Origin of the sequence: Bacillus horti, from assembly GCF_030813115.1 — a bacterium.
GTDB lineage: Bacteria > Bacillota > Bacilli > Caldalkalibacillales > JCM-10596 > Bacillus_CH > Bacillus_CH horti.
Genome location: NZ_JAUSTY010000021.1, coordinates 41,573 through 56,868 on the forward strand (window position 1 = coordinate 41,573; position 15,296 = coordinate 56,868).

13 protein-coding genes are annotated in these 15,296 nt (G+C 41.2%); 10 read left to right on the plus strand and 3 right to left on the minus strand.

What is annotated here, in order from left to right:
* The first annotated feature begins 168 nt into the window (after window positions 1–168).
* From J2S11_RS18820 to erm, 10 genes are all read left to right on the plus strand, one after another.
* Window positions 169–1,764 (plus strand): PucR family transcriptional regulator, encoded by a 1,596-nt coding sequence (locus tag J2S11_RS18820; RefSeq protein WP_307397231.1) that lies wholly within the window; start codon window positions 169–171, stop codon window positions 1,762–1,764.
* Between the two features lie 252 nt (window positions 1,765–2,016).
* Window positions 2,017–2,661: an aspartate/glutamate racemase family protein gene (locus J2S11_RS18825; RefSeq protein ID WP_307397232.1), complete on the plus strand. Its 645-nt coding sequence runs from the start codon at window positions 2,017–2,019 to the stop codon at window positions 2,659–2,661.
* Window positions 2,662–4,251, plus strand: a complete 1,590-nt coding sequence (locus tag J2S11_RS18830; RefSeq protein ID WP_307397234.1) for an OPT/YSL family transporter — start codon at window positions 2,662–2,664, stop codon at window positions 4,249–4,251.
* A gap of 13 nt (window positions 4,252–4,264) precedes the next feature.
* Window positions 4,265–5,323 carry an S-methyl thiohydantoin desulfurase domain-containing protein gene (locus J2S11_RS18835; RefSeq protein ID WP_307397236.1) on the plus strand — a complete coding sequence of 353 codons (1,059 nt, stop codon included), beginning with the start codon at window positions 4,265–4,267 and terminating at the stop codon, window positions 5,321–5,323.
* A gap of 4 nt (window positions 5,324–5,327) precedes the next feature.
* Entirely contained in the window at window positions 5,328–6,263 is a 936-nt protein-coding gene (locus J2S11_RS18840; protein ID WP_307397237.1) for a DUF1177 domain-containing protein, read from the plus strand.
* A 2-nt stretch (window positions 6,264–6,265) separates the two neighbouring features.
* On the plus strand, window positions 6,266–6,931 hold the full coding sequence (locus J2S11_RS18845) for an AroM family protein (RefSeq protein ID WP_307397239.1): 666 nt from the start codon (window positions 6,266–6,268) through the stop codon (window positions 6,929–6,931).
* Between the two features lie 107 nt (window positions 6,932–7,038).
* Window positions 7,039–7,950, plus strand: a complete 912-nt coding sequence (locus J2S11_RS18850; RefSeq protein ID WP_307397241.1) for an aminopeptidase — start codon at window positions 7,039–7,041, stop codon at window positions 7,948–7,950.
* A 100-nt stretch (window positions 7,951–8,050) separates the two neighbouring features.
* A complete protein-coding gene (locus J2S11_RS18855; RefSeq protein WP_307397243.1) occupies window positions 8,051–8,608 on the plus strand; it encodes a nitroreductase family protein in 558 nt (185 codons plus the stop codon).
* A complete protein-coding gene (locus J2S11_RS18860) occupies window positions 8,605–9,186 on the plus strand; it encodes a nitroreductase family protein (protein ID WP_307397245.1) in 582 nt (193 codons plus the stop codon). The genes J2S11_RS18855 and J2S11_RS18860 overlap by 4 nt, the downstream gene beginning before the upstream one ends.
* A gap of 560 nt (window positions 9,187–9,746) precedes the next feature.
* Window positions 9,747–10,595 (plus strand): 23S ribosomal RNA methyltransferase Erm, encoded by an 849-nt coding sequence (erm, locus tag J2S11_RS18865; RefSeq protein ID WP_307397247.1) that lies wholly within the window; start codon window positions 9,747–9,749, stop codon window positions 10,593–10,595.
* 151 nt (window positions 10,596–10,746) lie between these two features.
* Here erm and J2S11_RS18870 read toward each other — a convergent pair whose 3' ends face one another.
* From J2S11_RS18870 to cydD, 3 genes are all read right to left on the minus strand, one after another.
* A complete protein-coding gene (locus tag J2S11_RS18870; protein ID WP_307397249.1) occupies window positions 10,747–11,490 on the minus strand; it encodes a YheC/YheD family protein in 744 nt (247 codons plus the stop codon).
* A gap of 250 nt (window positions 11,491–11,740) precedes the next feature.
* Window positions 11,741–13,504 (minus strand): thiol reductant ABC exporter subunit CydC, encoded by a 1,764-nt coding sequence (cydC, locus tag J2S11_RS18875; protein ID WP_307397251.1) that lies wholly within the window; start codon window positions 13,502–13,504, stop codon window positions 11,741–11,743.
* Window positions 13,501–15,231: a thiol reductant ABC exporter subunit CydD gene (gene cydD, locus J2S11_RS18880; RefSeq protein WP_307397253.1), complete on the minus strand. Its 1,731-nt coding sequence runs from the start codon at window positions 15,229–15,231 to the stop codon at window positions 13,501–13,503. The genes cydC and cydD overlap by 4 nt, the downstream gene beginning before the upstream one ends.
* Window positions 15,232–15,296 lie beyond the last annotated feature (65 nt).

Sequence of the window (15,296 nt, forward strand, 5' to 3'; positions counted from 1 at the left end):
TAAAGTCGAAAATCTCGACTTAGATAGCTTCTTTTTCATGTTCAATCGTTTCAGGTTGCAGAACTCTGAAGGAATAGGTATACTCTGTAACTACCATTATGTAAGGACTATCTATTTTAATGTTGGAAATTCTATTAAGAAGATGATTTGTTGTAAAGGGGCGCCATCATGATCATTTCAGATGTATTGGAAGTCAGTAAGGAATTAAATACCCAATTAGTTACAGGGCATAGAAGCCTCCTAAGACCAGTTTTAACAATAGAAGTTATGGAGGTACCTGAGGTTGAAAATTGGGTGACGCAAGGGGTATTGGTGATCACATCCTTTTACTCTGTCCGTAAGCAACCGGATGAACAATATCGCATTGTTAAGGCGCTCATTCATAAAAAGGCTGCTGGTATTATTGTTAAGCTTGGTAAATTTGTTAGTCGTTTGTCGGATGAAATAATAGCTGTAGCCCAGCAACATGATTTCCCCATCATTATTCTACCAAGGGATGTCCCGTACATAAGTGTTTTGACACCGTTGCAGAGTATGCTACACGCTGAACAAATCAGTACCAGTAAAAGTGAAACCACTCTTGCTCATTTTGAAAACAAGTCCTATTTCACGGTAGAGGAAGCCCTGAATGATTTCGCCACCTATTTATCCTGTACAATGTACTTGGAAGATATAGAAGGCAGATTATTATCTTGCTCTCAGGATGTGCAGAAGGATGGATGGAGGGAATCTAGGCTTCTTTTCTCTGCCCCTTCTTATACGGGCTACAAGGAGAAAATCAATGAATGGGTCAAGCAATATGAAGATCATTCATTTGTGATGACAGAGTATTTAGGTCACAAATGGCATGTCATTGTTCCGTTGTTTAGAAAAGGGATACCTTTTATGTTTCTACATTTCGTCTATAACAATAAGCTCCTAAGTGAAGAGATGGATGAACAGAACTCTATCATAGTTAAAAATAAACTTTATATGATTTTGATGGGCGAAATCGTTGAATGGCAGCAAGAAAGAATGAGTCAAGATGAAGAGCTAAGAAGGTTTTCTATTACTGGAGCAGGAGCGTCAAACACAAGCTATGTCTTATTATTTTTTCAACGAGAATTGAATCAGTTTATTAACGAGACGATAGATGCATTTCATTTTCCCACAGACTATTCGTGCTTCTTTCGTAAAGAGGTAAGTCAATTCATGAACAGAATTCCTAAAGTACAACGCTATTTAATCTTCGAAAGAAATATGAATGTCTACGTTCTGTTACATTTTACCACTCAGCAATCATCAAGTACTCTCGAGCTGCGAAATTTACTAACCCAGTATTTGACGAATTCTCCTATCGAGGATTCATATATTGCTATTAGCTCCATGTTTGCAAGACTTGAGGAGGTAGAAGAAAAGGTTGGTGCTGTGACGAAAATCATGGGCATAGGGAAGAAAATGCATGAGCAGGAAAGGATATTTTCCTACAATAAGCTTGGCATTTATGAGTTCTTTATAGAGCTTAGTACTCAACCGCAGGTTCAAGAATATGTGAATAGTATTCTGAGTCCCCTTAGTCAGGCTGATTCTAATCTGCGGGAGACCCTTGTTGTTTATTTGATGGAAAATGGAAACGCCTCTCGTGCTGCAGAGAAGCTGTTTGTATCACGACGTACGATTACGTATCGCTTGCAGAAAATAAAGGAGCTTTTAGGGACAGATTTGGATGATCCTGAAAACAGATTCGTGCTGCAATTTTGTTTGAAAATTAAGCAATTAGATTAAAAAGAGGAGCCGATATGGGCTCTTTTTTCATAGCGTCATAGAGTTTCTTTTACCTAAATGAGAAGGAGAAAGCTAAAAAGACTGCTCACTTCGTACATATACAAAGAATAATCGAACAAATACAATTACATAAAGGATTTAGAAAATAAATAACTTTCATTTTTATCTTATTCTAGCTTGTAGATGCTTTGTACTTATATTTTTCTAAGATAAGCAAATAGTAACTACAAGATTAGCAAAAGGGGTGAGGTAGTGTTAGGAATCATTCGCGTACTGACAACAGAGGATCAAGATGTTTTATTGGAGCATGGACAACAAATGCAGGAGTATTTGAATGTCAAATCAGTCACTAAATGTATTCCTGAACAGCCGTATGGGGTACATGATAAGGCTTCAGAAGCGATCGCCATTCCTAAAATAGCTCAGCTTGCACAGGAGATGAAACAGGAAAACGACATCAAGGTGATTACGATCAGCTGTGCAGGTGACCCAGGGTTGGATGAAGCAAGTGCTGCCGTTAGTATTCCGGTTCTAGGAGCTGGTGTGTGTGGAGCTCGAGCAGCTAAGCTGGCAGGAAGCAAGGTCGGAATTATCGGAATCACCGAAGCTCCACCTGAGAGAATGAAAAGAGAGCTAGGAGATTCTTTTCACTCCTACACCTACGAGCCAAATTTAAGAAAAGCAACCGATTTATTTGCTGTAGATGCTAGTGAGAAGCTCTATCATAAGGTGAGCGAACTGATTGCTGGGGGAGCTGACGTTATTCTATTTGCTTGTACAGGATTTTCAACCATTAAGCTCAAAGATTATCTGAGCCGACACCTAGAGGTTCCTATTATTGATTTAGTTGAAGCTCAGGCCGTTGAGTTTCGTTTAATCGTTGGGGAGGCGGAGTAAATGCAGAAAAAAACGTTTGATATTACATTTATCATCTTTTCTGCTTTCATAGCAATATTTGGTTCAATTATCGGAATGCAATTAATTACGTCATTAGGGATTACCCCTAATACATCTATTATTGGAGCTTTAATTGCGATTATCGTGGCTCGAATTCCGTTAGAAATGTTCAGAAGGTATAGATCGCTAGAGAGTCAGAATCTGATTCAAACTACGATTTCAGCAGCTACCTTTGGAGCAGCTAATAGCTTAATGATCCCAATAGGCTTACCGTTTGTACTTGGGATGCCAGAATTAATTACACCTATGCTGATCGGAGCGGGATTAGCTCTACTAGTTGATGTATTTATTCTTTATAAGGTTTTTGATTCAAGAATTTTTGGAGCCCAAGAAACTTGGCCGCCAGGTGTTGCCACAGCTGAAGCTTTAAAGGCAGGGGATCAAGGGGGTTCAAAGGCTAAGTTTCTAGGACTAGGTATTCTAGGAGGAGCTGTAGGAGCTCATTTTGGTGTAGCAATGTCAGCCTTTGGTGTGGCTTTTATCGGAAATATTTGGGCACTATCTATGTTTGGAGTTGGGTTATTGCTTCGTGGGTATTCTGATCCTATTTTCGGGATTGATATCGATGCGTATTATATTCCCCATGGGATGATGATTGGAGCTGGCTTAGTTGCTCTTCTACAGTTTGTCCTAACGTTAATTAAATCAAGAAAACAATCTAGGCAAGAAGTAAATCAAGAAGAAAATAATGAAAAAGATCGAGTGGACATTCAGTATACCCGTTCAAATAAGGATGTAAAAAGAGGCTTTGGTGTTGGCTACGCTCTTTATTTCGGGATTGCTATTCTTCTCGCTATTATGGGTGGCTTAATCACAGAAATGCCTTTATGGCAGCTAGCGGTGTTTGTTCTCTTTGCTGCCTTTGCTACGTTGGCTACAGAGGTCATCGTCGGAATTGCAGCTATGCACTCAGGGTGGTTTCCGGCTTTTGCTGTTACCCTGATCGTATTAATTGTGGGGATGCTCATCGGTTTTCCACCAGCAGCTCTCGCCTTGCTGACAGGATTTACTGCTGCAACTGGACCTGCCTTTGCTGATATGGGCTATGACTTTAAGACGGGACACATCCTTAGACGAGGAGTGAGCACAGCTCAAGAATTATTTGGACGTAGACAGCAATTAAAGAGTGGTTTGATCGGTTTCGGTGTAGCGATTGCTATGGTTACGCTATTTGCTCAATCCTTTTTCGAGCAGGATCTTGTTCCTCCTGTGAACACGGTGTATGCCGCAACGATTGAATCAGGCTTAACGGGGAATGTGGGTATGCTATTACTTTTATGGGCTATACCAGGGGCTATTATTCAGTTTATCGGAGGATCAAAGCGACAAATGGGTATCTTGTTTGCTACTGGTTTGTTAATTCTAAATCCGATTGCTGGCTGGGCAGTTCTTACTGGAATTCTCATTCGAATCATTATCCTGAAAATAAAAGGACCTGCCGCAGAAGGTGCAATGTATACAACAGCAGCTGGTTTTATTGCAGGAGATGCGTTATATAGCTTCTTCTCCTCGCTTTGGAAAGCAAGATAATGGAGGGATAGATTTGGCAACTAGAACATTAACTAAAGAAGATGCAGAAAAAGCGGTATATGGTGGATGTATTTTAGGCGGAGGAGGTGGAGGCTGGATCTATGATGGCTTGGAAAAGACAGAAGAAGTGTTCAAGCTAGGAAATCCGACTTTAGCCTCTGTCGATGAATTTCAGGATCAGGATTACGTGGTATGTGTATCTTTGGTAGGCGCTCCATCCGCCAAAAATATGCATGTAGACACTAAGCAGCTAATTGACACGGTAAAGCGGATGCAAAAAGAATTTCCTCATCCTATTAAAGCGCTGATGACGAATGAGAATGGAGCATCTACAACCATAAATGGTTGGCTGCAATCTGTAGCAACAGGCTTGCCTTTTCTAGACGCTCCTTGTAACGGTCGAGCTCACCCAACAGGATCAATGGGGTCCCTTAACCTTTCTGAGGTGCCTGGATATAAGTCATTGCAGACATTTGCAGGCGGGAAGGGAGAACAGCAGGTAGAGGGCGCAATTTCTGCATCACTAGACCTTTCTTCCAGTGCTGTGAGAGCTGTTTCGGTACAAGCTGGTGGGATGGTTGGTGTATGTCGGAACCCAGTGGATATAAGCTACATTAAAAAGAATGCTGCGTTAGGTGGGATTACACAAGCTATTGAATTAGGACAGGTATTTTTAGCTGAGCCACAGGGCTACGGTAGAATTGAAGCTGCTTCAGCCTTCCTAGGTGGGAAGATTGTTCAATCTGGTCGGGTTGACCATTTTGAACTAAAGGAATCTGGGGGCTTTGATGTTGGACTGGTCCAAATAGGTCAATTAGAGTTGACCGTTTGGAATGAATACATGACAGCAGAGCAGGATGGTCAAAGACTTGGAACCTTCCCAGATTTAATCATGACCTTTAATACACAGACGGGAGCTCCTGTTGTAAGTGCAGAAATCAAAGCAGGAATGGACATTACGGTCATCATTGTGCCACAGGAGAATATAAAGCTAAGCTCCACTATGTTTAATCATAAGCTTTTAAAAGCGATTGAACCGGTGATTCAACGTAAAATAGTAGGGAAGGAATGAGAGCATGTCTTTAAAATACACCATGGACGTCTTAGAGCTACTTGATGATCCGCAGATTAATGGTGAGGCCGTTATTCAATTATTTGCTAACGTGCAGAATTGCGAGGCTTCTTTTGAAACGGTCGAAGGTCAGCAAGGCTCTACAGACTTCATTAAGATTTTAATCAAAGGGTCAAACGGGAAAAGTAATGGAGGAAACGCTCCATCACTTGGGATTGTAGGAAGATTAGGTGGATTGGGAGCTAGACCAAGTCGTATTGGCTTTGTGTCCGATGGGGATGGTGCTGCGGCAGCGGTTGCCATAGCTCTGAAGTTGGCTGCTATGAACCAAAAGGGAGACGTGCTTTCTGGAGATGTGTATGTAACCACTCATATTTGTCCCAACGCTCCTACCGTTCCACATGAGCCTGTGGAATTTATGGGCTCTCCAGTAGATATTCTGACGATGAATCGCTATGAAGTGATTCCTGAAATGGATGCAGTCCTTTCTATTGATACCACAAAAGGAAACAGAGTGTTTAATCACAGAGGATTTGCTATTTCACCTACAGTTAAAGAAGGATACATTCTTAAATTTAGTGCTGACTTGGTCCGGATTATGGAAATGACAACAGGAGACGCTCCTGTGACATTTGCTGTGACTACACAGGATATTACTCCATATGGGAATGATGTGTTTCATATCAACAGTATTCTCCAGCCAGCGGTAGCCACAGACGCCCCCGTTGTCGGAGTTGCTATTACAGCGAATTCTGCCGTTCCGGGGAGTGGGACGGGTGCCAGCCATGAAGTAGACATTGCTGAAGCCGTAAGGTTTTGTATAGAAGTAGCGAAGGAATTTACTAATCAAAAGATTAGCTTTTATGATGCGCCAGAATTTGAACGATTAGAAAAGCTATATGGCTCAATGAAGCATTTACAGACACTGGGGAATGATTAAGAATGGCGAGAATTGGAGTTTTAACGATAGGACAGTCTCCTCGTCTTGATGTTACACCAGCGATTCAGCAAATCGTTGGGAATGAGGTTACTATCATTGAAAGAGGTGGGCTAGATCGGATTACACCTGAAACCCTTCATCTAATCTCACCGGAAGGAGCGGATACAACGTATATTTCCAAGCTCCGGAATGGACAAGCCGTAAAGATTGGCAAAACCAAGCTTCTTCCGCTTCTTCAAGAAGAGCTTACAGCTCTAGAGAATGAGGTAGATATCGTGCTCATGCTTTGCACAGGAGATTTTCCAACGCTTAAAACAAGGAAGCCTATTTTATATCCAGATAGAATCTTAACACATACCCTAAGGTCTATTCTTCCCGAAGGTGAAAAAATAGGTCTTATCATTCCCTTGGAAGAGCAAAGAGAAGCGTTAAGTGTGAAATGGGATCAATCGGGATTTGAATTAGAGATAGAAGTAGCATCTCCGTATGAAGAAAGTGATCCTTATGCTGCCGGAGCAAGCTTAAAGAAAAGAGGAGTATCGTTAATCGTATTGGATTGCATGGGCTATCAGGCTGAGCACAAAATGAAAGCAAAGCAAGGGAGCGGTTTGCCTGTTATCCTTTCAAGTAGCCTAGTAGCCAGGCTTGCACAGGAATATGTAACCTAACTTAGATGTTCATGATTACCCTCAATCATAGTTTGGGGGGTAATCATGAATTTTTTTAAACATGATATGATGGAAGGAGAGCACATAAAACTAAAGGGGTAGATTAGATGCATGAATTTAACCAAGTGGTCCATAACCTTATGAAAAACAATTTTTCCTTGAGTAAGGAGATATCTGTTTTGATCCTTACAGATGATAGTACGGCTCCTATTGGAGAGAGGTTTAACCAGGCCATGCTACAGGATGGCTGGAAGACCGAATTTCTAGTGATGGAGGATAGAAGTAAGTCAGGGGAGGAACCGCCAGAAGAGGTTGCCACGCAGATGCGACAATATCAGCTGGTTTTTTGTTTGACCAAGCATTCCTTGACCCATACTGTTGCCCGTAAGGAAGCGAACAATAAAGGAATCAGTGTCATTACGATGCCGGGTATTACAGAGGATATGTTTTTACAGGGAGCGATGAGCGCTGATTACCGCCGGGTAGAGGAAGAGACTTTGAGTGTCACGGAAAAATTGACACAAGCAAACAAAATTACGATTTATACAGGTGACAAAGAGAAGCTGACCGTTCCCCTTACAGGCCGGTCAGGGGTACCAAGTACAGGTGTTTTTCGAGAGCAAGGGGCTTCAGGAAATCTACCTTCTGGAGAAGCATACATTGCTCCTGTTGAGGGACAAGCCGAGGGTACCATTGAAATTAATGGTTCGATAGCTGGAATTGGCTTGGTGGATGCACCGATTATTTTAACAGTTACTGAGGGCAGACTTGTAAGTGCGACGGGAGACAATGGGGGTCGTCTTCTTGAACTTTTAGGTGATGGTGACGGGAGACTCCTTGGAGAGCTAGGAATCGGGACGAATCATGCCGCTCGAATAACAGGTAATATTTTAGAGGATGAGAAGGCTTATGATACGATTCATGTAGCTTTTGGCTCTAATCATACTTTTGGCGGAGTTATTAAGACAAATGTCCATATTGATTGTGTGACAAAGGGACCTAGGCTAGTGTGGGAGTAATGATTGCGCTAGTTTTACGCGTGTGAGGGCTAAATCAGTGAGAAAAAAGCTAAAACTTAAATGAGTCAGCATAGTAATGGATGGATAGGTGGTGCATTTGATGTCTCAGGACCTGCTACAAATGATGAATGAAATTGTCAATATACGAAGCTATCAGGATAAGGCTATTCCAGAAAAGGTGCTAAAATCGATGTATCAAGCTTTTGGTATGGGACCGACTTCAATAAGTACCCAAGCGCGTGAATTACTTGTGATTGAAGGACAAGAAGGGTGTAAGCAGGTGGTCGCGGCAACGTTAGATCCTTATCTGACCAAAGAAAGCTTTGGAGCTCAGTCATGGTTAGTACAGGCACCTTTTATAGGTGTTGTTTTGCTCGAAAAAAGAAGGGCACAAGCGCGAATTGGAGAGGCTGGAATTGCCATTGCTTTACAGGAAGCGGAGGCAGCTATCCAGAATTTTCGCTTGCTGGCTCGGTCTGAGGGGCTTGCTACAGCTAGTGTTCGTGAATTTGATGCTGCTACACTGCAACTAAACCTTCAACTACCGTGGTATATGCTGCCAATCGCCATTCTTACAGCTGGATACAGTGATCAAGTCATAGATATTCCCCCACGTTTTTCGCTTGAAGAGCTTGTCAGTAAGGGGGAATGGAAATGAGTGATCCGGTACTACCGAAACAAACAGGACCGATTTATGAACGTGTGAGTTGCCGTTCTTTTGAGAATAGAGAAATTCCCGAAGCTATCGTCCATGAGATCATAACGGCCGGAACTTATGCTCCTGCCAGTGGGAATATGCAGCCTTGGGAATTTATCATTGTCGATGAAATTGAAACAAAGAAACAAGTCGCTGAACAAACCTTTGCAGGCTTCTACTCTAAGGGAGCTAAGTCTCAGCAATGGGTTAAGGATGCTGGAATCATTATCATAGCCTGTGTAAATTACAAACGAACAATCGCTAGATACGGGGAATTGGGATACGCCTGGGCTCCTATAGATACAACATCTGCTGTACAAAATATGATTTTAGCAGCAACGGAAAGAGGAATTGCTAGCTGTTGGGTAGGTGGGTTTAAGGAAGAGGGAATTCGTGAGCTTATGCATGTGCCCTCTTATGTGAAACCAATAGGCCTTATCCCAATGGAATATCCGGCCATAAAAACAGAGCAGAAACAGAAGCTTGGAGCTAAATGGGTTACTCATAAAAATACGTATAATATCCCTTACTTTAATTAGAGGCTTGTTTATATTCTGGACTCTATAAGGAAGCCATGGTTAGTTGATTTTGTTGATGTCATATGCTATACTAACACGTATATTTAGGAACGGAGGGTTGCTGAAAATGGGTATATGTTATGTAAGAATCCGTCATTTTCAATTATGCCAATAATTGAATAGTGTGGCTCTGCCTGTGCAGAGATAACGGGATTTGTCTACCTATTTTGAGTGACTCAATTTTGTTGTTTTCTTTTTGCTTATTAGATCGTTTGGGTTTATTTACTAATCTTCAGTAGTTGTATGCAAATTACTTTCTCAAAGTATGTGTGAAAAGTATGTGTGTATGATTATTTATGGATTTTTAAACATGAATAAGTGTTTATTCGGCTTATTCATTTCCCTTTGATCTACAAAGCTCTATTTCGCTATATTACTTAGTAAATAACGATAAAGATGAGTAGAAGAGCAGGACAATTCTGCTCTTTTTTGCGTTCTTTTTTGATGTACAAGAACCGTTTTCTTCTTTGCACAGGCGTAAGCCTATTTTTTATTTAAAGTAGAAACGGAGGCATCCATTGATGAGAAAACAAAATAAAGGACACAGAAAAGTACGTAAGAACAAAGCTGGACCCAATTTTTCTGGCCAGCATCTCATGCATAACAAACAGATCATTCAGGATATAGTTGCGCTTGGTAATGTAAGCTTGGGTGATACTGTTGTAGAAATTGGAGCAGGTAAAGGAGCATTGACTTTTCCACTAGCTGAAAAAGCTGGGAAGGTCATTGCTATCGAAAATGATCGAGCCTTTACAGCATTACTGAGAACTAAGCTTCAGGATATGTCTAATGTCCAAATAGTTGAACGCGACTTCCTAGAATCTTTTCTGCCACAAAAGAGCTATAAAGTAGTAGCCAATATTCCTTATGCTATAACAACACCAATCATGAATAAGCTTCTTTCAGGTCCTACTGATGCTTTAAAGCAAGCTGTGTTAATGATAGAAGAAGGGGCTGCAAAGCGATTTACAGGACAGCCGATCACTAATCCTTATATTTTAGCCTGGAGGATGTGGTTTGATATTCACTTGGTTCAAGTTGTTCCTAGGAGACATTTTTCACCACCACCAAAGGTTGATTCTGCTATTATTTTGATAAGGAGAAAGGAACAAACAATACCAAAAGGAGAGTATTATAGATTTCTAGGTCTTGCTCAGTGGGCTTTAAAACATCCTCAGAACCCTATTTATGTGGCCTTGCAGGATTTATTTACGCCCCCACAGTTGAAGAGGTTAATGAGAAGTGCTAGTTGTGATAGAAGCAAAGCGATTAGTAGCTTAACCCTACATCAGTGGTCTATTGTGTTTCAGACTATGAAGGAGCATGTTCAACCGGTTCGCTGGCCTAAAGGAAAAAAGGGTAGAATTTAATTAATCATGATATGCTCCCCCTTGTGGTAGACAGTATAAATAATAAAAACTGTTTATAGCAAGGAGGAGCTTTTTATGTCCCGAAAATCAAAAATATCAAGCTCAGAAAAAATAAAAGCACGATCGAGAATTACCGTCGTTGATAGCTTTTCTATGTTTCCTGATATTCGGCAGCCAAGCTTTTGATCTTACGGTAGAATGTTTTATCCTGGAGTCGATTAAACAATGCGTGTGAAGGGTAAGAAAGGTTCACTTCTATTATCCATACTTTTCCGTTATTATCGATACCCAAATCAATTCCAGTCTCATGAGATCGATAGCCAGTATCAGTTGCATGACGAATAATTTCAAAACCAATGCGGATTATTTCCTCGTTTTTTCTCTTGATTTGATCACTACTGTAGCCTAAGGATTTTGCCAAAGCATCATCCACGGTCGTGGCATAGCCTCCACCGCGCCGAACATTGGTGACGATACTATCTTCTCCAGATACTTTCGCCAACATTCCTGCGTATTGCCATTCTCTTTTACCGTCTCGCATCAACATAAGGCGAATTGAGAAAGGTCTTCCATTAATACTCGCTAGATCAATTGCTTTTTGGACAAGGATTGACTGAATGGGTCGTCCATCCGTGACTTTGTGATATAAATTGTTGATTGATTTTTCAATTAACGGTTTACCCTGTACTTTGACGAAACGATAATCATTTTCAGTTTTCCATGCCTTAATCATTCCTAACCCCGTGTGTTGGTTCTTCCCTTTGATGTACACAGCTTGATATTTATTTAAGTATTGCGAAAGAGACTTCTTAGTTAAAAGGGATGTCGGAGGCAAATGTTTGCGGAGGCTGGAGTGTTTGGAATATAACTGATGAAGCTTCCACTTAGAGGGCATATTATCATTCCTTTTCTAGTGAGTTCTTACAATACAGTTTATAAAATATTCAAGTTTCTGCTCACGGCGTTTGGTTAAGAATCAAAACTTTTACCTACCTCTGCTAGTTCGGCTGTTTAGACAATGAGATAAAGATGAATGTGCTCAGTTAGCCCGTTCAATAGCATAAAAAGACACCAACCATAAGCTGATGATTGGTGTGAGCGTTTTTTTCACTGTCTATCACAAAGCTTTGTCTTTTTTTGATCTCCTACAGTAATACATCCTTTTCAATCTGCTTCATTTCAAAGAAATATCCTTTGCGCTCCATAAGCTCATCAAACGTTCCTGCCTCAACAATTGTTCCACTCTCCATCACTATGATTTGATCCATAGCTTCTAATCCAGTAAGACGATGGCTAACAAGCAATAGGGTAGACTGCTTGGCAGCTTGAAAGATTTGCTGATAAATATGCTTCTCCGTTAGTACATCAATAGAAGAGGTAGGCTCATCCAGTAGCCACAGGTGTGCTTTTCTCAACAGAACCCGTGCAATAGCTAATCTTTGCTTCTCTCCACCAGATAAATTTTCTCCTTTTTCAAGCACTTCATGTGACAAAGTAAAATACTCAAGTTTGACCTGCTTAAGCACCTGTAGCATCTCTTCATCCGTTAAATCGTCCTTAGCTAAAGCAAGGTTATCACGAATGGTTCCGAAGAAGAAGTGATTATGTTGAAGAACAACATTTGTGTTATCCCATATGCTTTCCTGTTCAATTTCTTCTACATGGGTTCCATTCAATAATATGCGACCAGAATGAGTAGGGTAAGCCTTCAATAAAAGCTGAAGTATAGTGGACTTCCCTGATCCGCTTGGTCCTACAATAGCCGTTTTTGTGCCTGGCTCAAAACGTAAAGAGATGTCCTTTAAAGCCTTACGCTTCTGAGAAGGAAAGGTAAAGCTTACTTGCTCCATAGATATGGAAGCTCCTTTGCCTGAGATTGAGTTATTATTTTGTAGCTGGAGTAGTTGTTCTCGATTCTTTTGCTTCTCGTTTGAGCTTACACCCTCAGTATTTAATTCTTTGTCATTTGTTATAGAAAATAACCTATTTGAGGCATACCGACTATCCTCATAATGGCTTGGGAAGATAGCCATGGGATAGACATTTTCAAAAACAGTAAGGGCAATCATCACAAGCATGGCTAGGAAAAGTCCATCTAGCTCCCCCTGCGTCACTAGATAAGCTCCAAATGCTAGGACAAGCCATGAAACGAGTAGAGCTAGAAATTGATTTGTAAACTGGCTCATGAGATTTCTTTTGGCCATTTGTTCTTGAGCCACGACATACTCAGCAGAGGAATGAAGTAGCTGCTCGTTTTTGTGTGTTAGTTTTTGATGGATTTTTAGCTCTCGAAAGCCATAAAAGAACTCGGTAGTCTCCGTCGATAATATAGCCCGTTGCTGCCGCACAGTGCTTTCAATTCTTTTTTGTCGTAGTGCAAACCAAAGCGGTAAAATAAAGCCAGTCAGAATAAGTCCAACGATGAATATTCCTGCTACTGCTAGCGAAAAAAAGCTGACGAAGTAGATAGTTGACAGGAATACCATAACCATCACGATTGGTGGATAATAGACGCGTAAAAAGAAATGCTGCAGGCTCTCAACGTCTCCGACGATGCGTGATAGAAGATCACCACTACGATATTTGTGGAATAAACCAGGTGCAAGTGCTTCTAGCTTTTTATAAAAAAACACACGTAGGTTACTTAGAATAGTAAAGGTTGCCTGATGAGAGTAGTATCTCTCGGCATATCTGGCTACTGCTCGTGTTACACTAAAAAGCTTGAGCAGAGCTATGCTTACTGTTAACACATAAATGGGAGGAGCAAGAGCTGCTCTGGAAATGAGGTAGCCACTATTAGCAAATAGACCAACAGCTGCTATACCTGCTAGAAATCCGAATAGAAGGGATAGAAGCACATCTTTTTTTTCTTTCAGCATCAGTTTTGTTATCGTGAAAATGTCCTTCATCCAGCATTCCCTCCTTGCTGCTCTTTGACCATTTGACGATACTCTGCTACATTGCTCATCAATTCTAGGTGGGTTCCTTCCGCTACTATCCTGCCTTTATCTAAGAAAAGAATGTTATCGGCTTGCTTAATCGTATGAAGTCTATGGGCCACTGTGATCATAGTGGCTGTCTGAGATAACTCTCGAATAGACCTTTGTAATATCCTCTCTGTTTGCAGATCCAACCCCACGGTAGGCTCATCAAAAAGGATAATTGTTGGTTTCTTTATAAAGGCACGAGCTAGAGCAACTCTTTGTTTCTCTCCACCTGATAACCCGCGGCCTCCCTCTCCAACAATGGTGTCATAGCCAGCTTCTAAGTCCCCAATCATTTGAGCGATTCCAGCTTTCTCAGCAGCCATCCTGACATCTTGAGGAGTGATAGATGCATCTGCCCCCAATCGAATATTCTCTTCAATACTTCCAGAGAAAAGATAAGGGTTTTGTGAGATGTAGCTTAGCCTATCAAACCAGGTTTTTTCTTGATATTGAAATAAATCGTGCTGATTGACAAGGATTTGTCCTTCTGTAGGACGTACCAGTCCCGCTATCAGATGAAGGAGAGTGGTCTTTCCAGCGCCACTTCTCCCTACAATGGCTACGCTACTAAACGGTTTGAGCCTAGTAGAGATTTGTTCTAATGAAAAGCTGTTCTCTCCATAACTAAAGCTAATTTTCTCTAGTGATAGGTCAGGCGGGGAATCTGTTGCCAAACTTTTCTCTCCCCAAGTTAAAGGTGTCTCTACCGCTGATAGCTCTGCTTCTATTTTGCTCGCTGCCCCCATGCTTCCTCTACCAGCATGAAAGGCACTGCCTAGCTCCTTTAATGAGGCAAAAAACTCTGGAGCCAAAATTAACACAAAGAAGGCGACAAAAAAGGAAAGCTGTTGATAGATGACCAGCCTGAGTCCAACCTCTAATGCAACAAGAGCTATACTGAGCATGGATATAAACTCTAGCATTAGAGAAGAAAGAAAGGCGACCTTTAACACGGACATTGTGGCATCACGATAATCTAAGCTACTTTGCTGAATCTGATCCTGTTGCTGCTTCGCTCGACCTAGAAATTTTAACGTAACCAAGCCCTGTAGGGTGTCTAGAAAACGACCAGAAAATGCAGCGAGCTTTTCCATCTGTTCCTCTGATTTCTTCTGCGTAGCTCCTCCAATCACGATCATAAAAATAGGAATGAAGGGAGAGGTGACGAGTAAAATGAGCCCTGAAAGAGGATTGTAATAAAAAATAGCAATAAGAATTAAAATAGGAACCACCATAGTCTGGATCATCTGAGGATAGTATTTACTAAAATAACTATCGATTTCATCCACAGCGTCCATCATAACACTTACCTTTTGTCCAGACTGCCCCTTAAAGGAAGCGAGCAGAGGACTTTGTCTATACGTATTGAAAAGAGCCTTACGATACTCTTTTTTTACTTTTGCAGCGATGCTTACCCCTAGGCGACCATTAGCATAACTAAATAGAGCTCTTCCTCCTAATGAGAGTAGGAGTAGGCCAAGTGGTATCCACATGTCTTGGAATGGTTTTTTTAATAGGAAAACTCCTTCTACGATCACAACAATCAAATACGCCTGCGCCACAATCGCTAGACCCATTAAGAAGGAGGACGTGAGTAATAGATATCTCTGCTTTTTATATGTGTTCGCGAGGTCTCGCAGTGATTTCATAAGGTCTATCTCCTAGCTATTTATTATTCTTGATTATAATTATACCCAATTTGGAAGTTTAAAAT